At 51.8% G+C, this 16,158-nt stretch carries 20 protein-coding genes; all 20 read right to left on the reverse strand.

The features are described 5' to 3' along the window. Positions 1-39: 39 nt before the first annotated feature. Positions 40-462 (reverse strand): 3-hydroxyacyl-ACP dehydratase FabZ, encoded by a 423-nt coding sequence (gene fabZ, locus NST43_RS28595; protein WP_209988942.1) that lies wholly within the window; start codon positions 460-462, stop codon positions 40-42. Positions 463-765: 303 nt separating this feature from the next. Beyond that, on the reverse strand, positions 766-1,005 hold the full coding sequence (locus tag NST43_RS28600) for a DNA-directed RNA polymerase subunit beta (RefSeq protein WP_209988944.1): 240 nt from the start codon (positions 1,003-1,005) through the stop codon (positions 766-768). Positions 1,006-1,014: 9 nt separating this feature from the next. Continuing rightward, positions 1,015-1,836: a flagellar hook-basal body protein gene (locus NST43_RS28605; protein WP_339220758.1), complete on the reverse strand. Its 822-nt coding sequence runs from the start codon at positions 1,834-1,836 to the stop codon at positions 1,015-1,017. A gap of 70 nt (positions 1,837-1,906) precedes the next feature. Next, positions 1,907-2,785: a flagellar hook-basal body protein gene (locus NST43_RS28610; protein WP_209988950.1), complete on the reverse strand. Its 879-nt coding sequence runs from the start codon at positions 2,783-2,785 to the stop codon at positions 1,907-1,909. A 48-nt stretch (positions 2,786-2,833) separates the two neighbouring features. Further along, positions 2,834-3,832 carry a rod shape-determining protein gene (locus NST43_RS28615; RefSeq protein ID WP_209988953.1) on the reverse strand — a complete coding sequence of 333 codons (999 nt, stop codon included), beginning with the start codon at positions 3,830-3,832 and terminating at the stop codon, positions 2,834-2,836. A gap of 128 nt (positions 3,833-3,960) precedes the next feature. After that, a complete protein-coding gene (gene spoIIID / locus NST43_RS28620; RefSeq protein ID WP_019915029.1) occupies positions 3,961-4,248 on the reverse strand; it encodes a sporulation transcriptional regulator SpoIIID in 288 nt (95 codons plus the stop codon). Between the two features lie 236 nt (positions 4,249-4,484). Then, entirely contained in the window at positions 4,485-5,222 is a 738-nt protein-coding gene (locus NST43_RS28625; RefSeq protein WP_339220760.1) for a M23 family metallopeptidase, read from the reverse strand. Between the two features lie 61 nt (positions 5,223-5,283). Next, positions 5,284-6,450: a stage II sporulation protein D gene (gene spoIID, locus NST43_RS28630; RefSeq protein WP_339220761.1), complete on the reverse strand. Its 1,167-nt coding sequence runs from the start codon at positions 6,448-6,450 to the stop codon at positions 5,284-5,286. A gap of 274 nt (positions 6,451-6,724) precedes the next feature. Further along, on the reverse strand, positions 6,725-8,101 hold the full coding sequence (gene murA, locus NST43_RS28635) for a UDP-N-acetylglucosamine 1-carboxyvinyltransferase (protein WP_036699206.1): 1,377 nt from the start codon (positions 8,099-8,101) through the stop codon (positions 6,725-6,727). 197 nt (positions 8,102-8,298) lie between these two features. Further along, positions 8,299-8,556 carry a DUF1146 family protein gene (locus NST43_RS28640; protein ID WP_209988961.1) on the reverse strand — a complete coding sequence of 86 codons (258 nt, stop codon included), beginning with the start codon at positions 8,554-8,556 and terminating at the stop codon, positions 8,299-8,301. Between the two features lie 193 nt (positions 8,557-8,749). After that, entirely contained in the window at positions 8,750-9,166 is a 417-nt protein-coding gene (locus NST43_RS28645; RefSeq protein ID WP_036699230.1) for a F0F1 ATP synthase subunit epsilon, read from the reverse strand. A 62-nt stretch (positions 9,167-9,228) separates the two neighbouring features. Further along, the gene (gene atpD, locus NST43_RS28650) at positions 9,229-10,626 is read right to left on the reverse strand and encodes a F0F1 ATP synthase subunit beta (protein ID WP_036699208.1); all 1,398 of its coding nucleotides are present in this window, start codon (positions 10,624-10,626) and stop codon (positions 9,229-9,231) included. A 52-nt stretch (positions 10,627-10,678) separates the two neighbouring features. Further along, positions 10,679-11,548, reverse strand: a complete 870-nt coding sequence (atpG, locus tag NST43_RS28655) for an ATP synthase F1 subunit gamma (protein WP_209988967.1) — start codon at positions 11,546-11,548, stop codon at positions 10,679-10,681. 111 nt (positions 11,549-11,659) lie between these two features. Next, positions 11,660-13,171 carry a F0F1 ATP synthase subunit alpha gene (atpA, locus tag NST43_RS28660; RefSeq protein ID WP_339220763.1) on the reverse strand — a complete coding sequence of 504 codons (1,512 nt, stop codon included), beginning with the start codon at positions 13,169-13,171 and terminating at the stop codon, positions 11,660-11,662. A gap of 11 nt (positions 13,172-13,182) precedes the next feature. Beyond that, complete coding sequence (locus tag NST43_RS28665) at positions 13,183-13,734, reverse strand: F0F1 ATP synthase subunit delta (protein WP_209988974.1); 552 nt, start codon at positions 13,732-13,734, stop codon at positions 13,183-13,185. Next, positions 13,731-14,219 carry a F0F1 ATP synthase subunit B gene (gene atpF, locus NST43_RS28670; protein ID WP_339220764.1) on the reverse strand — a complete coding sequence of 163 codons (489 nt, stop codon included), beginning with the start codon at positions 14,217-14,219 and terminating at the stop codon, positions 13,731-13,733. The genes NST43_RS28665 and atpF overlap by 4 nt, the downstream gene beginning before the upstream one ends. A 97-nt stretch (positions 14,220-14,316) precedes the next feature. Continuing rightward, positions 14,317-14,529, reverse strand: a complete 213-nt coding sequence (gene atpE / locus NST43_RS28675) for a F0F1 ATP synthase subunit C (RefSeq protein ID WP_036699216.1) — start codon at positions 14,527-14,529, stop codon at positions 14,317-14,319. A gap of 104 nt (positions 14,530-14,633) precedes the next feature. Then, entirely contained in the window at positions 14,634-15,401 is a 768-nt protein-coding gene (gene atpB / locus NST43_RS28680) for a F0F1 ATP synthase subunit A (RefSeq protein WP_036699217.1), read from the reverse strand. A gap of 29 nt (positions 15,402-15,430) precedes the next feature. Continuing rightward, positions 15,431-15,808, reverse strand: a complete 378-nt coding sequence (locus NST43_RS28685; protein ID WP_209988983.1) for an ATP synthase subunit I — start codon at positions 15,806-15,808, stop codon at positions 15,431-15,433. Next, complete coding sequence (locus tag NST43_RS28690) at positions 15,801-16,034, reverse strand: ATPase F0F1 (RefSeq protein ID WP_209868447.1); 234 nt, start codon at positions 16,032-16,034, stop codon at positions 15,801-15,803. The genes NST43_RS28685 and NST43_RS28690 overlap by 8 nt, the downstream gene beginning before the upstream one ends. Positions 16,035-16,158: the final 124 nt, after the last annotated feature.

Below are 16,158 nucleotides of genomic sequence, written 5' to 3' on the forward strand. Positions count from 1 at the left end.
CTCCTTCTCCATCTATAATGTATAAGTTTATAACAGGAACTAGCTGAGTGCGAACATAATCTCGCCGGAGGCTACCGTCTTGCCGTCCACCTTGGCGGTGGCTTGTCCTTTGCCGATGCTGCCTTTAAGCCGGGTAATCTCTACCTCAAGCACAAGGGTATCGCCTGGGACAACCTGTCCGCGAAAACGGAAGCCGTCAAGCCCGGCCAGAAAACCGATTTTGCCCCGGTTGGCTTCAACTCCAAGAATAGCCACAGCACCCACCTGAGCCAAAGCTTCCGTAATCAGCACTCCCGGCATGACCGGAAATCCTGGAAAATGTCCGGCGAAAAACGGCTCATTTACCGTTACATTTTTGATGCCGACCGCCCGCTTGCCCATTTCTATTTCAGTAATTTTGTCCACCAGCAGAAATGGGGGCCGGTGGGGGATTATTTCTTGAATTTGATTGGTATTTAGCATGATTATTAAAGCTCCCTTCGGTTATAACCGCGTCTATGAACCTCCGCCTATAGCAGCACTTTTGTTTTATTCTTCGCCGCCCTGCATAAATATGGACAGCTTCGGCAAAAACTATAACTATCCTTCACCACCTGCAGCAGTGGAGGTTGAGATAAGGGGCTTTCTCCACCGCACGCGGCAGCATGGCGGAGAGGGCCCTTTTTGGCGCTCTTAGGGCACGCCATCATTATACATTTTTCAGTATAAAAAAGAAAACTCCCCTGCACAACAAGGGAGCCTCCGATATTGGTATACCATAACGTTTCAAGGTGCGAACACCAGATCATATACATGCTTCCAGGTGCTCCACAGGAGCACATCACTTAGTTCCTTTTTGCCGAGGATCACATACCCTACGACCAGCCCGCCTCCAAGCGCGGCAACCAGCAGCAATGGAATCAGGAACCACTGGATAATGGACCAGGCCTTAATCCTGCGCCGCTTCACCGGCTGCTGCTGTTCCTCTTCTGCATTCTGTGCAGTCTTAACCTTCTCACGACTCATTCCTTCACCTCACGCGCGCATGTTATTAGCCAGGCCCAGCATCTGGTCACTGGAGGACAGCGCCCGGGCAGCAAGCTGATACGTACGCTGAATCTGCATCATCTCCGTCATTTCCCGGCTCAGATCCACGTTGGAGGATTCCAGATAGCCTGAACGCACGCCTACATCCTTCGCTGCGCCCGCTGCTCTTGGCACGAATGCCTGCTGCGCAGTCACACCATCAGCCAATACATAGAAGTTACCATCTACAGCTTGCAAAGCAGTCTTGCTGAGCGGCTCTACAATCATTATGCTGCCTGCCAGGACCGGCGGCTGTTTCTCATCCGTCTTGGTCCACACCTGGCCGCGCTCATCAATAGCAGCACTTACATTAGCCCCTACGGTGAGCGGGGTGCCGTTAGCACCCAGCACTGGGTTGCCGGTATTGTCCACAAGAACCATCTTGTCCTTATTGGCGGTATCCGGGGTGAAGTGGAAATTCCCCTGGCGGGTATATGCCGTTTCACCATTCACCTGAACGCCGAACAATCCGTTGCCTTGAAGCGCCAAGTCCGTAGGCTTCCCTGTCTCCTGGAGCGTACCTTCCTCCCAATTACTTGTAACTGTAGGCACACGCACCCCGAAGCCGATATTGAAGCCCAGCGGCATGCTGCGTCCAGTCTGGTCATAATCCTTGGATTGCTGCTGCACACGGGTAAGCACATCCTCGAACGAGCCTTCTTTACTCTTATAGCCATTGGTATTCATATTGGCAATGTTATCCGCTATAATATCCAGCCGCTGCTGCAGACTGGCCATAGAGACAGATGCACCGATTGTCGAGTTGTTCACGGGTCTAACCTCCCACAAGCTTGATAAGAAACTGGCTTACACTGTCAGAACAATGGTCCGTGCAGCCCGGCTATACTCTGCCGACTTCATTCACGGCCTTCTGCAGGCTGCTGTCGTAGAACTGGATCACTTTCTGATTCGCTTCATAAGCGCGGTAAGCAGCATTCATATCCACAGTGACCTGAGTGGCATCCACATTGGAGTTCTCCAGGTACCCCTGCCGTACCTGCAGATTATCGGTTCCATTAGAAAAGCGGATGTCTGCGGCCTCGGCATCATCAGCGTGGAAGACACCATTACCATCACGCACCAGCTCCTGCGGTCTTGTGATGACACTGATTCCGATCCGGGTGCCCGAAGGCTGTCCTGTCAGATTATTCATCAGGTTACCCTGCCCGTCCACTTTAAGGTTATCCTGGGGCCCTGTCAATCTCAGCGGATTGCCGTTACTGTCGAGCACCTTGAATCCGCCGGAGCTAAGCACTTCCCCTGTAGGGGCGACGGTAAAGCTTCCGTTACGTGTATATAAATTATTGCCTTCATTATCCTGAACTGTAAAGAACGCCTGCGGCCGGTAAGTGACCTCGCCATCCGGACTGATATGTTTACCGGAGCCGTCAAAAGCAAGACTTATACCCGGATTGTCCGGATCATCGACCTGTAAGTCGGTAGATAATGCAAAATCTACACTTTTGCCGCTCTCAATGAGGTCGCCCTGCAGGTATTGGGAGACGGACTGCTCGGCAAAAACTCCGGTATTGATCCGTCCGACAGGCTTAGCAGCGCCCCCGTCCATCGCGGTGATCAGCACCTCGGGAAAGGCGTGGCTGACACTATCGACCTGCTTGTACCCCGTAGTATTTAAATTGACCATGTTCTGCGTCGCCGTATCATGTCTGCGCTGCTGCGTTACCATCCCTGCTGCGGCTGTATATAATCCTCTGAGCATGAGGTCAGTCCCTTCCTGGAATCTGCTGTTTTCCTTATTATCGGCAGGCTAGAACTTTTTCTTAACCACCTTGTCCAAATGATCGAGCATAATTCCCGTGCCCTTAACTACGCAGTGCATCGGGTCCTCAGCCACCCAGACCGGAACATGCAGCTGTTCGGAGAGCAGCTCGTCGAGTCCGTTAAGCAGGGCACCGCCGCCGGTCAATACGACTCCACGGTCAATGATATCTGCCGACAGCTCGGGCGGCGTACGCTCCAGCACCGACTTGGCCGCAGCCACAATGGAAGAGACCGGGTCCCACAATGCTTCCTTCACCTCGCCGGAGGAAATGGTAAGGGTCTGGGGAAGTCCGCTCACCATATCACGCCCGCGGATATCCATCTCTGCCTTCATCCCGCCCGGACGTACCGAACCGATGGTCACTTTGATGTCCTCTGCAGTACGTTCACCGATCAGGAGCTTATATTTCTGTTTGATATATCTTAAAATGGCATCGTCGAACTTGTCCCCCGCGATTTTAATGGAAGAGGCGGTAACGACGTCGCCCATGGATAACACGGCTACATCCGTCGTTCCGCCGCCAATATCGACGACCATATTTCCGCTAGGTTGATAAATGTCCATTCCTGCACCAATGGCTGCAGCTTTGGGCTCTTCCTCCATAAACACTTCCTTGGCCCCGCTGCGCTCCGCTGCCTCACGGATGGACTTCTGTTCCACGGAAGTAATATTGGTGGGAGCACAAATCAAAATACGGGGCCGTGAATACCAGGTCCGGCCGCCAACGCTGTCAATAAAGTATTTGAGCATCATTTCCGTAATGGCAAAGTCGGCGATTACACCGTCCCGGAGCGGACGAATCGTCGTTATATTTCCAGGTGTCCGCCCAACCATCCGGCGTGCCTGTTCACCAATCGCAAGGACTCGCTTCGTATCAGTTTCAAGTGTGACGACGGAAGGTTCATCCAGAACGACTCCCCTTCCCTTAACATGAATGAGCACGTTGGCTGTACCGAGATCGATTCCGATATCCTTGCTAAACATAATGAAAGAGCCCCCAAAGTGTTATTTTAAATGAGATTAGTTAGATAGTACCAAATTTAAAAATACCATACTTTGGGGGGTGTGCACAATGGACTAAACCTGAATTTCGGCCCGAAAATCCGAAAATCTTATGGCTTTGAGGCTACGGCAACCTCACGCTTCTTGCCTGTGGTTTTCTTATATTTAATTTTTGTGGCTTCTCCCCCCCGAAGATGACGGATGGACTTGTGATATTCGAGAATGTGCTTCACCTGATCAGCCAGATCCGGATTGATTTCCGGCAGCCGTTCGGTTAAATCTTTATGCACCGTACTTTTTGAAACGCCAAATTCCTTGGCTATGGTCCGGACCGTGTGCCTGGTTTCTACGATGCAGCGTCCGATTTTAATGGTACGTTCCTTGATGTAATCGTGCACGCTCCCGCCTCCCAACTGTGAATAGTTTGGTACATTATATGAGGGGCGGGCCTATATATTCGCGCTTTCAGGACATGACAAGCTCCGGAAGGCTCATTTTATTTCTCGGACAACCCAAATCACTGCATTTCACAGCCTAATTTCCAGAATAGAACCTGCCGGACTGTCCATTTCAGGTCAAGTTGTATGTTCAGAAAAAAAACAGGAGGCTTTCGCCCCCTGCTGATCTTTTTGGCTTAGCGCTGCGGAAGCAGATCCGAAGGATTCACAATCTTGCCGTCCTCATGCACTTCAAAGTGTACATGGTTGCCAAGGCTCTTCTCCATCTCATTGCGTCCCGCAGTTGCCAGCGTATCGCCCTGCTTCACTTCATCGCCCTGCTTCACTTTGGTTTCGCCAAGACTCTGATAGACCGTCTTCAGCTCGCCGGGGGAAGTAACCTCGATGACCTTGCCCAGTACAGCCACATCTTCCACTCGGGTAACTTCACCGCTGAGTGCCGCCTTCACATCAAACGACTTGTTGTCTTCACGGGCAATATCAATTCCGGTGTTGGTGACAAAGGTATTGTTGTACTGCACCATCGCTGCAATATGATTCTCTTCCGTGCCGTTCTCATCGTAGTACGGTTTGACCACTTCCACTTCACTCGGGCTGGCTACCGGCCAGACCAGGCTTTCGGCTGATGCGACGACTTCCAGGGCTTCGGGATCACCGTTTACGGCTCCGGTTTTGCTGCCGGCCTCACCTTGGGATACTACCGCGGCGTTGTCCGGATTCAGCGGCTTCTGGCCGGCATCCTGATAGACCCACACCAAGGTTAGTATAAGTGCCGCTGCCGCCGTGTAGACTGCCGGGAATACCCACCGTTTGGATAACAGTCTGCTCCATGAAGAAGGCTTGGCGCCTGAATCTCCCTGCTTGTTTTTGAGAGATTCATCATGGGTTGATTTGATTTTGTCTTGTTCATTCATATGGTTATCACCTCAGTAACCAGTGTTACCGGGCGCTTCGCTTTTATACGTATCTTGCAGATTATTTTTTCAGGAGAGTTGAGATTCCGGTAAAAGAGACCCCGCTGTAGTAGTGTTTGAGAATCTGTGTGGCCGTCTTCCCCTGCTTCGCCATGCCGTTCGCCCCCCACTGGCTCATGCCGACACCGTGGCCGTTACCATATGTGGTGATCTGCACCTTCCCCGCTTGGCGCTTCCAGGTGAACTGGCTCGAGCGCAGCCCCAGCTTCTCTCTCACTTCCCGCCCGGTAAACACCGTCCCTCCGATAGAGATCTGTTTGATCCGGTGGCCGGCTGTAAGCGACAGTACCTCCGCTGGCAAGCTGGTAGAGGATTGAGAGGAGACTGGCAGCGCTTTGCCCGAAGCTCCCAGACTGGCTACTGCCGGAAGGTCCTTGGTTCCAAGGCCCAGCTTGCTGCGCAGCTCCGAATTGCTAAAGGTGTAGCTTACCGCCAGGTTCGGGGTAATCTGCAGCTCCCAAGGGCTGGCTACACTGCGCAGATAGGGAACCGCAGCATTCCAATACTCCTCGGAGTTCTCGGTATACCCTCCGCTGGAGGCGAAGAAGGAAGCCGTGATCGGCTGCCCCTGATAGGTCATGATGGTCCCGCGCGTCTCCAGGACCGCGCGGCGGATCTTCGCCAGTCCGGCGCGCTTGCTGCCGGACGCCCAGTCCCGTTCCAGCACGGCCTGCGATACGTAAGCCTGATGGCTTACCGTATCGCTCACATCCGCTTCGGGAACGGGTACCCCGCTGTGGTCGCCGGCGACCAGACGGCGGGCAATGAACGTGCGGGCCGCTACGGCCTGCGCTTTGAGCGCTTCGAGCTCAAATTCGGCCGGCATCTCGGCCGCCAGTACGCCGCTGACGTATTCCTCCAGCGGCAGGGTCTCGATTTGTCCGCTCCGCGACAAATAGACGGTTACCTCCGGCTGCGGCGCCTCTGCGGCAGCCGCCGGTGCCGGCGGCGCCGGAGCGGCCGTGGCCTGCGGCACGGCCGGGGGCGCCGGCGGCTGTTGTCCCCCGCGCTGCGGGACAACAGCCAGCGGCAGCAGCAGCGCCGCCAGCAGGGGCGCTGCCAGCCAGGCGGCGGGGACCAGCCGCCGGAGCGGGGGCGCGCCGCGCCGCGCACGCGCGTAGCGGCGCGGACGCTTCAGGATGCGCCGCAGGTTGTTTAACTCTTTCATCTCTATGGCTCCTTCCGTAAGCACCGGTGATTCTTATAGATATGAATTTCCGCCACCTGCTAGAACGGGATTTTGAGAGAAAGAGAGTTGCGGAATCCCCCGAAACATATAAGTTATATCAAGTGGAAACGGCTTTGCCGTCTTTTTAAAGGACGGTACCGTTTCAGCAAGAAATAGAAGGATAAGTTATCATGTGAAACAAATAAATTCTTATATTTTCAAAAAAAAGGACCAGCCGCTTAGCGGCTGGTCCTAATATTTTTAAGAATAGCTATTATACCCAAGACGGTTGAATCTGGAAGCGGGGTCTGATCTCTTCGGCCTTGGAGGATTCGCTTCTGGCCGGTTCAGGCTTAAGCGCTTCTTCCTTCGCAGCAGGAACAGCCGACTCTTCCATGGAAATACGCCATATGTCCGCACCAAGTCCAGACAGCTTCTCAGCCAAGTGCACATATCCGCGGTCAATGTGATGCGTTCCGCTAACTTCTGTAGTGCCTTCAGCCACAAGTCCTGCCAAAATAAGCGCAGCCCCTGCACGCAGGTCCGTAGCACATACCTTAGCGCCGACCAGACTGGCATTGCCGGTCACGATCGCAGAGCGTCCCTCAATCTTGATCTCCGCGTTCATGTTGTGGAATTCATCCACATGCATGAACCGGTTCTCGAAGACGGTCTCTGTCACTACGCTGGTTCCTTCCGAGCGGAGCAGCAGCGCCATCATCTGTGACTGCATATCTGTCGGGAATCCCGGGTAAGGTAATGTCTTGAGATCGACAGCCTTCAGCGGCTTATCGCTGATGACACGGACTCCGTTCTCATCCGGGATAATCGTAACGCCCATTTCCTCCATCTTGGCAATCACCGGACCCAGATGGTCGGCAATAGCTCCCTCAACATACACATCGCCGCCTGTAATCGCTGCTGCCGCCATGTAGGTTCCAGCCTCGATCCGGTCAGGGATAACATGATGTCTTACGCCGTGCATACGCTCCACGCCTTCAATCCGGATCACTCCGGTTCCGGCTCCGCGCACAATGCCGCCCATACCGTTCAGGTAATTGGCAAGGTCAACAATCTCAGGTTCCTTCGCCGCGTTCTCAATCACTGTGGTGCCTTCGGCAAGTGCCGCTGCCATCATTATATTTTCGGTTGCACCTACGCTGGCCACATCCAGATAGATCTTGGCTCCGCGCAGTCGACCGTTACTTTTCGCATCAATGTAGCCCTGGCCCAGACTAATCTCGGCGCCGAGCGCTTCAAAACCCTTCAAATGCTGGTCAATCGGCCTTGTTCCAATGGCACAACCGCCAGGCAGGGAAATACGTGTATGCCCCATACGGGACAGGAGTGGGCCCATAACCAGGAAAGAAGCCCGCATTTTGCGTACCCATTCATATGGCGCTTCACAGGAGGTAATATTGGTCGCATCTACTTCAATCACATCGTTCTGGTATGTAATACCTGCACCCAGAGATTCCAATACCTTGTTAATCGTCATTACATCGTCTAACGGAGGTGCGTCCACAATGACGCTAACTCCTTCTTCTGCCAATAGAGAGGCGGCTATGATCGGTAGTACGGAATTTTTTGCGCCGCTAACTTTCACGCTCCCGGTCAATCTGTTGCCACCGCGGACGATAAATTTGCTCATTTCGGTTTCCCTCCGCGTCCATTATTTCTGATATTAATTTTAAGGTTAAAATTCATCTGTTAAGATATTGAATATTCCGTCATTGCGTCTTAGGTGCAGATTCCTTGCTTAAATTCAGTGTTGACATAATAAAACCTTATTATTCGACACTTTTTTCACTGCGTTGGCCTATACAGATATAACCAAAGCTGTTGCCGTTAAAACATCCGCAGGGTAAGTCCGCTCCAGCCCAGGTAGTCAAGCAGGAACCCGGCCACGAAGTGACCCAGGACAATCGCAAGCAACAGGTGCAGCAGTCTGCCCTGTGGGCTCTTGGGATATCTTATGACCAAATCCAGCTTAAGGTTCTGAAGTGCCCACCAGGATATTGCCACACAGATCAAAGAGACAATCATCGAAATCATATTGCTGGTGCCGACCGCACCCGACAACTCAGCGGATAAACGTGTGTTCATATTAGCCCCCTGTGTTAGGTACTCGGAAATCGACTCTTATATCATACTTGTGCAGGGGAAAAGAATCCAGTACTTTTACGAAATTTTAAACAATTCGGCTTTTACAGGCACATCTGATTACGATATGTTCATACTTTGCTAGATTTATTGAAGCAAAAAAAGCAGTCAAGCCCTGGGCTTGACCGCTTATCTGCTACTGTTGTCCTTTACCGGTCGAAACTTTGATCCGCGTTACAGCACGCTGCAACGCCAGCTCCGCACGGCGGTGATCAATCTCATCCTGCTTGCTTTGCAGCTTGAGGCGGCGCTCAGCCCGCTCCTTAGCCGCTTCAGCACGCTCCACATCAATATCCCGGGGCAGCTCAGCACTTTCAGCCAGCACCGTTACCTTATCTTTGTGCACTTCAACGAACCCGCCATGCACAGCGATGGAGACTGTAACGCCGTCCGCCTTAACGCTAAGCGGAGCAACCTGAAGCGGGGTGACGAGCGGAATATGTCCCGGCAGAATCCCCAGTTCACCATTCACGCCGCGTACCGTCAGGCTGTTCACTTGCTTGGAGTAGACCAGATGCTCCGGAGTAACTATTTCGAGCAAAAAGGTATTCACTTCCATTCCTCCTCAAAGCTTTACAGAATAAAGCCCGATCCCCAGCATAAGTATGCTTAGGGTTACAACGTTTTCGCTTTTTCCACCGCTTCTTCAATCGTGCCTACGAACAGGAACGCTACTTCCGGAAGATCATCATGCTTGCCTTCGAGGATCTCCTTGAAGCTGCGCACGGTTTCTTTGATCGGCACGTATTTGCCTTTGAAGCCAGTGAACTGCTCTGCTACGTGGAACGGCTGGGACAGGAAGCGCTCAACCTTACGGGCGCGGGATACAATCACCTTATCCTCTTCACTCAGCTCATCCATACCCAGGATGGCAATGATATCCTGAAGCTCGGTATAACGCTGCAGCAGCTGCTTAACGCCTTGTGCCACGTTATAGTGCTCTTCGCCGACGATTTCCGGTGCCAGCATCCGCGAGCTGGAAGCCAGCGGGTCAACCGCAGGGAAGATCCCTTTTTCGGAAATTTTACGCTCCAGGTTGGTCGTTGCATCCAAGTGGGCAAACGCCGTAGCCGGTGCAGGGTCAGTATAGTCATCCGCAGGTACGTAGATCGCCTGAATGGAAGTAACGGAGCCTTTCTTCGTGGACGTAATCCGCTCTTGCAATTGGCCCATTTCTGTAGCCAGTGTAGGCTGGTAACCTACCGCAGACGGCATACGGCCGAGAAGAGCCGATACTTCGGAACCCGCCTGGGTGAACCGGAAGATGTTATCGATAAAGAGCAGCGTATCGCGGCCTTCCACATCACGGAAATATTCCGCCATAGTCAGACCAGTCAGTGCTACGCGCAGACGCGCGCCTGGAGGCTCATTCATTTGTCCGAAGACCATCGCCGTTTTCTTGATAACGCCGGAATCGGTCATTTCGTGATAGAGGTCATTCCCTTCACGTGTCCGCTCGCCAACGCCTGCGAAGACGGAAATCCCGCCGTGCTCCTGTGCGATGTTGTTGATCAATTCCTGGATGGTTACTGTTTTACCAACGCCGGCACCGCCGAACAGGCCGATTTTACCGCCCTTGGCATAAGGGGCCAGCAAGTCGATTACCTTAATTCCGGTTTCCAGAACCTCTGCCTGAGTAGACAACTCATCAAAGGTAGGAGCCAGACGGTGAATCGGGTTTCTTGCAGCTACCACTTCAGCACCGTTATCGATTGGATTACCAAGTACGTTAAATACGCGGCCAAGTGTTGCTTCACCAACAGGAACCGAGATCGGCGCTCCCTGGTCAATAGCATCAATCCCGCGAACCAGTCCATCTGTAGAGGACATGGCGATACAGCGCACCAAGTTATCTCCAAGATGATTGGAAACTTCAAGAGTCAGATCCATGTTGCGGCCATCGCTGAGGCTCGCAACAATTTTGATGGCATTGAATATCTGGGGCAACTGGCCGCGTTCAAATTCAATATCGACAACCGGACCCATAATGCTCACAACGCGTCCTTTGTTCATCTTCATTTCCCTCCTCGAAAGCTGTTACATATGGACCTTAAGCCCACTCATATTAAGACTGCGCGTTCGCACCAGCCACGATCTCGGTAATTTCTTGCGTAATGGCCGCCTGACGGGCACGGTTGTACGTAAGTCTAAGTTCTCCGATCATTTTTGATGCGTTCTTCGTTGCACTGCCCATGGCTGTCATTTTGGCTCCCAGCTCACTGGCCTTGCCGTTCAGAAGAGCACCATAGATTAAAGTTTCGGCGTATTTAGGAAGCAGAACCTCCAGTACGCCTTCAGGTGAAGGCTCGTACTCATAAGCGGCTGCTGCTCCGTGATGCCCGCCTTCCCCAACACCTTCCATAGGCAGAAGTCTGTCTACAGTCGGAATCTGGCTGATCGCATTGACAAACTGGTTGTAGCAAATGTAGATCTCATCATAGACACCTGTCTCGAACTGGTTAACCGCCGAATAAGCAATCGACTTGATGTCGGCAAATTTCGGGGTATCGGACAGCTCGGTGATTTCTTCTACAATGGGATACTCACGGCGCCGCAAAAAGTCACGGCCTTTGCGCCCGATCACAAACAGCGCATACTCATCCTTGGACTTATGGCGTTCTGCGATCAGCATCGTTACTTTACGCAGAATGTTCGCATTGTAGCCGCCGGCAAGACCTCTGTCCGAGGTGATGATCAAATAACCTGTTTTTTTGACAGGCCGGCTGACCAGCATCGGGTGCTGGAGATCCTGCGTACCGGCAGCAATACTCGAGACGACCTCTTTAAGCTTCTCTGAATATGGACGGGCTGCTTCTGCCTTCTCCTGCGCCTTGCGCAGCTTGGACGCAGCGACCATCTCCATCGCTTTGGTGATCTGTCTGGTGTTCTGAACGCTCTTAATTTGACGTTTAATATCGCGCATGCTTCTTGCCATGATTTCACCACCTTAGAGCTTTGACGTATGTCAAAGCTAACTTCGTAAGCATAAGCCGAGCTTTGACGTACCAAAGCTAACTTCGTAAGCATAAACGGTAATCTCTATATATTAGCTTGTAGCAAAGCCTCTTTTGAATTTCTCAATGGCATCCTTGAGCGCTGTCTCGTTGTCTGCTGTCAGATCCTTGGTATCCGTGATGGATTTGAGGATTTCAGTTGCACTGCTGTCGATAAAGGCCAGGAATTCCTTCTCGAAACGCTTAACGTCCTTGACAGGAATATCATCCAGATGTCCTTTGACGGCGGTGTACAGACTAACCACTTGATGCTCAACGCCAAGCGGCTGGTTCACGCCCTGTTTCAGAATCTCCATCATACGTGCACCGCGGTTCAGACGGGCCTGTGTTGATTTGTCCAGATCGGAGCCGAACTGGGAGAAAGCCTGAAGCTCACGGTATTGAGCCAGATCCAGACGCAGGGAACCGGCGACCTTCTTCATGGCTTTGATCTGTGCGGAACCCCCTACACGGGATACGGAGATACCAACGTTGATCGCCGGACGCTGCCCGGAGTTGAACAGATCGGATTCAAGGAAGATTTGGCCGTCTGTGATCGAAATTACGTTCGTTGGAATGTAAGCCGATACGTCAGAAGCCTGTGTTTCGATGAATGGCAGGGCGGTTAATGAACCTCCACCAAGCGCATCGCTAAGCTTGGCCGCACGTTCCAGCAGACGGGAGTGCAAGTAGAATACGTCACCAGGGAAAGCTTCCCGGCCCGGTGGACGGCGGAGCAGCAAGGACAATTCGCGGTAAGCCGAAGCTTGCTTGGAAAGGTCATCATAAATGACAAGCACATGCTCGCCTTTATACATGAAGTATTCGCCCATTGCGCAGCCTGCGTACGGAGCAATATAGAGCAGCGGAGAAGGCTCGGAAGCCGACGCGGTTACAACGATAGTGTAATCCAGCGCGCCATGACGGCGGAGGGTTTCAACTACCTGTGCTACAGTAGATTGTTTTTGTCCGATAGCAACATAGATACATTTCATCCCGTTGCCCTTCTGGTTGATGATCGCATCAATAGCAATCGCTGTCTTACCTGTCTGACGGTCACCAATGATCAGCTCGCGTTGTCCACGGCCGATTGGCACCATGGCATCGATTGCCTTTAGACCGGTCTGCATCGGTTCGTGTACCGACTTACGGTCGATAACCCCCGGCGCGTTATGTTCAACCGGACGGAATTCTGTAGTAGCGATTGGACCTTTGCCGTCAAGCGGCTGACCCAGTGCATTGACTACGCGGCCCAGCATGGCTTCGCCAACCGGAACCTGCATGATCTGGCCAGTACGTTTGACCTGATCGCCTTCGCGAATCTCTTTGTATTCCCCCAGAATAACAACACCGACGTTGCTTTCTTCCAGGTTAAGTGCCATGCCCACTACCCCGTTGGAGAACTCCAGCAGTTCCCCTGCCATTGCGTTTTCCAGACCGTAGACACGGGCGATACCGTCGCCGACTTGAATGACGGTGCCAATTTCGGCCACTTCGATATCGGCTTTATATTGCTCAATTTGACTTTTGATCAAAGTGCTGATCTCTTCAGGTCTGATGCCCAATATCCTCACCCCTATCTTCTTTGCTTATCATTAAAGGATTTCTCAAGACGCGTAAGCTTACCAGCCAGACTTCCATCATACAGCGTATCGCCGATTAGGACCTTCAGTCCGCCGAGCAGGCTTCTATCCACTACATTGGTTACACGAATCTTACGGCCAGTAAGCTGGCTGAATTCAGCCGCAACACTATCCTGTTCAGCTTGATTCAGGGAATAAGCGGAATAGACAGTAGCGTAGCCAATGCCAAGAGCATCCCCTTCAATCTTGATATACTTGGCAAGCAACTCTTCGAAAATATCGGTTCTGCCACGCTCTACCAATAATTGTACCGTGTTCATGACCGCTTCCGAGACTTTACCTTGAAGTGTCCCGCGCAGCACATTCAGCTTGTCGGATTGCGAGATGCGGGGTGCGAGGATAAACCGTTTCACCTCAACATCGTTATGAAGCACTTCGACGACTAATTTGAGCTGTTCCTCCACTTGAAGCGTAATGCCTTCATCGAATGCTGCACCGTACAAGGCTTTGGCATAGCGCCCGGCAACTACCGTATCGCGGCTCATGATCGGCCTCCTACCTCTTTGAGGTATTGATCAACAAGCTGTTCCTGCTCGCCGTCAGCTGCAACTTCCTTCTCAAGCAGCTTCGAGGCAATGCGGACCGAGGCTGTACCCAGCTCGCTGCGCAGTGCTTCGACCGCTTTGTTCTTCTCGTTCTCAATGTCACGTACCGCTTCGTCTTTCAGACGGCTCGCTTCCACGTGGGCCTGCTCGAGAATTTTATCAACCTGGTTGTTGCTGGTAGCCTGGGACTGCTGAATGATAGCCTGTGCCTCTTGGCGCGCCTGCTGCAGAGCCTGCTTCTGCTCTTCTACATAAGCGACCGCCTGCTCTCTGGTCTTGGCTGCTTCATCCATTTGCTGCAGCACCATTTCACGGCGCTTCTCCATAATTCCGAACAGCTTGCTGAAGGCAAATTTGCTGAGCAGGAAGTATAGAATTATAAAAGCAGCAATAGAAAACACTATATTTGTCCAAATGATATCCACTGAGGTCACTCCCTTCCGTTACCGCGGCTTGCGGACATATACAAAAGTAAGGCGCGGATGGCACTTGCCCTCCCCGCCAAACCGTAAAAACGGTTTATTAAGTAAACATGATCAGGAACGCGATAACTGTAGCGGCCAAAGGAATAACTTCCACGATACCTACACCGATAAACATTGTTGTCTGCAGTGCGTTACGTGCTTCCGGCTGACGGGCGATAGATTCCACCGTCTTGCTGACGATCATACCGTTACCCAGACCTGCGCCGAGTGCGCCCAAACCAACCGCGATTGCTGCTGCTAAAAATTCCATTTGTAAATATCCTCCTTTAATTTCGGTTCTTTTTGTAATGACTTAATAATATAAAATCTCCCGCGAAGTATTCCGGCACCTGCCGCTATCCTCACGGCAGCTTATTAATGCGCTTCTTCCTCGTGGATCGTCATCTGTGCGATGTAAACCATCGTCAGAATCGTAAAGATAAAGGCCTGAAGTGCCCCGACAAAGATACTGAAGCCTTGCCAGATGGCCAAGAACGGAATACTGAACAGTCCCAGCTTCAGAATTACGGTAATCAAAACCTCGCCGGCAAAAATGTTAGCGAATAGACGAATGGCTAGCGCCACCGGCTTCGCCAGGTTCTCAATGATGTTCAGCGGCAGGAAAATTGGAAACGGCTCAATATAATGCTTGAAATAATGCTTGCCGTTCAATTTGATGCCTAAGTAGTTCATGAGTACAAACACAACAATCGCAAGTCCTGCGGTTACGTTGATGTCTGCAGTCGGCGATTTGTACCACAGAATCTCAGCATGCGCGCCATCGGCCAGGTTCTTGGTTGCTTCGATAACATGTCCGAAGACTGTAACTGGACCATCGGCTTCTGTAATGACGGAAAACGGCAGACCAAGGAGATTGGAGACGAAGATAAACAGTATCAGCGTCAACCCCAGTGATATGTAAGGTTTTCCCTTCTTCAGATCCATGGCGCTGCTGATTAGTCCCTGTACAAATTCGACCACCCATTCCATGAAATTCTGGAGCTTGGACGGATTCTCAACCGACAGGTTGCGGACGGACAGCATGACCAGTACGAACACTATCACCGAGCTGATTACCAGCATCAGCACAGCAGACAGGTCAATCGGTATTCCGCCAACATAGATTAAAGGCATTTCGTGCATAGTATCATCCCCCTTTCTCTTTAATATGGCTACAGCTTATTCTTGATTCCTAGATATATCCCCACGGGAATAGCCAGAAGCTGGGGGATGAACAGGCCGATAATCGTTGCCTCCAGCGAGAAATGCTCATATTTGACTGAGAACATGGTCACCAGAATTGCAAAGCTGATTCTTGTAGCAAAACCAAGGCTGAAGGAGCTTTTCCCTTGCTTCGCCACTGCCGCTGTCACTCTTCTGACCTTGAGGGCAAGATAACGGAAGTTAACCAGTCCTGCCAGCAAGCCGAGTGCCATACCCAGAGTAACTGCACGGGTCTCATGATGGAGAGCCCACCCCATTACCAATCCCGCCATAATGATTACTGTCACCCTGGTGACGATATTGATTACGGGAGTCATATTATCCATTTTGCTCCCCCAAAAAATTTTTGATTAGCAGAGCAACATTCACAACTCCGAGAATCAACCCGGTAATTGTTCCGATAGCCAGCCAAAAGGCAGGTCCGTCCATCAGATTACGCAGCCACTTTGCCACAAAAAAGCCTATTACAATGTAAGCGGCGAGCAAGCTGCCCGCACCCCCGAGTACTAGAGCTGTGCGCCCCAGTCCAGGCTCATTCTTTGGTTCCTTCATAGGCTACAATCCCAACTAATTTTACTGAATATCCAGACTCTTTGTCAATTCACAGAAAATTGCCCAAAATCGCATGAAAATATGAAAATAATCACAGCAAAACACACCAAAACCATATAAACCG

Source organism: Paenibacillus sp. FSL H8-0332 (assembly GCF_037963835.1).
In the GTDB taxonomy this organism is placed as follows: Bacteria; Bacillota; Bacilli; order Paenibacillales; family Paenibacillaceae; genus Paenibacillus_AQ; species Paenibacillus_AQ rhizoplanae.

What these genes read in the sequence shown, in the direction of transcription:
- NST43_RS28685 (WP_209988983.1), bottom strand. Translation starts at nt 15,808, where the DNA reads ATGGATAATATGACTCCCGTAATCAATATCGTCACCAGGGTGACAGTA.
- atpB (WP_036699217.1), bottom strand. Translation starts at nt 15,401, where the DNA reads ATGCACGAAATGCCTTTAATCTATGTTGGCGGAATACCGATTGACCTG.
- NST43_RS28640 (WP_209988961.1), bottom strand. Translation starts at nt 8,556, where the DNA reads ATGAACACACGTTTATCCGCTGAGTTGTCGGGTGCGGTCGGCACCAGC.
- NST43_RS28600 (WP_209988944.1), bottom strand. Translation starts at nt 1,005, where the DNA reads ATGAGTCGTGAGAAGGTTAAGACTGCACAGAATGCAGAAGAGGAACAG.
- spoIID (WP_339220761.1), bottom strand. Translation starts at nt 6,450, where the DNA reads ATGAAAGAGTTAAACAACCTGCGGCGCATCCTGAAGCGTCCGCGCCGC.
- atpE (WP_036699216.1), bottom strand. Translation starts at nt 14,529, where the DNA reads ATGGAATTTTTAGCAGCAGCAATCGCGGTTGGTTTGGGCGCACTCGGC.
- murA (WP_036699206.1), bottom strand. Translation starts at nt 8,101, where the DNA reads ATGAGCAAATTTATCGTCCGCGGTGGCAACAGATTGACCGGGAGCGTG.
- NST43_RS28690 (WP_209868447.1), bottom strand. Translation starts at nt 16,034, where the DNA reads ATGAAGGAACCAAAGAATGAGCCTGGACTGGGGCGCACAGCTCTAGTA.
- fabZ (WP_209988942.1), bottom strand. Translation starts at nt 462, where the DNA reads ATGCTAAATACCAATCAAATTCAAGAAATAATCCCCCACCGGCCCCCA.
- NST43_RS28610 (WP_209988950.1), bottom strand. Translation starts at nt 2,785, where the DNA reads ATGCTCAGAGGATTATATACAGCCGCAGCAGGGATGGTAACGCAGCAG.
- NST43_RS28665 (WP_209988974.1), bottom strand. Translation starts at nt 13,734, where the DNA reads ATGAGCCGCGATACGGTAGTTGCCGGGCGCTATGCCAAAGCCTTGTAC.
- atpG (WP_209988967.1), bottom strand. Translation starts at nt 11,548, where the DNA reads ATGGCAAGAAGCATGCGCGATATTAAACGTCAAATTAAGAGCGTTCAG.
- atpD (WP_036699208.1), bottom strand. Translation starts at nt 10,626, where the DNA reads ATGAACAAAGGACGCGTTGTGAGCATTATGGGTCCGGTTGTCGATATT.
- NST43_RS28615 (WP_209988953.1), bottom strand. Translation starts at nt 3,832, where the DNA reads ATGTTTAGCAAGGATATCGGAATCGATCTCGGTACAGCCAACGTGCTC.
- NST43_RS28625 (WP_339220760.1), bottom strand. Translation starts at nt 5,222, where the DNA reads ATGAATGAACAAGACAAAATCAAATCAACCCATGATGAATCTCTCAAA.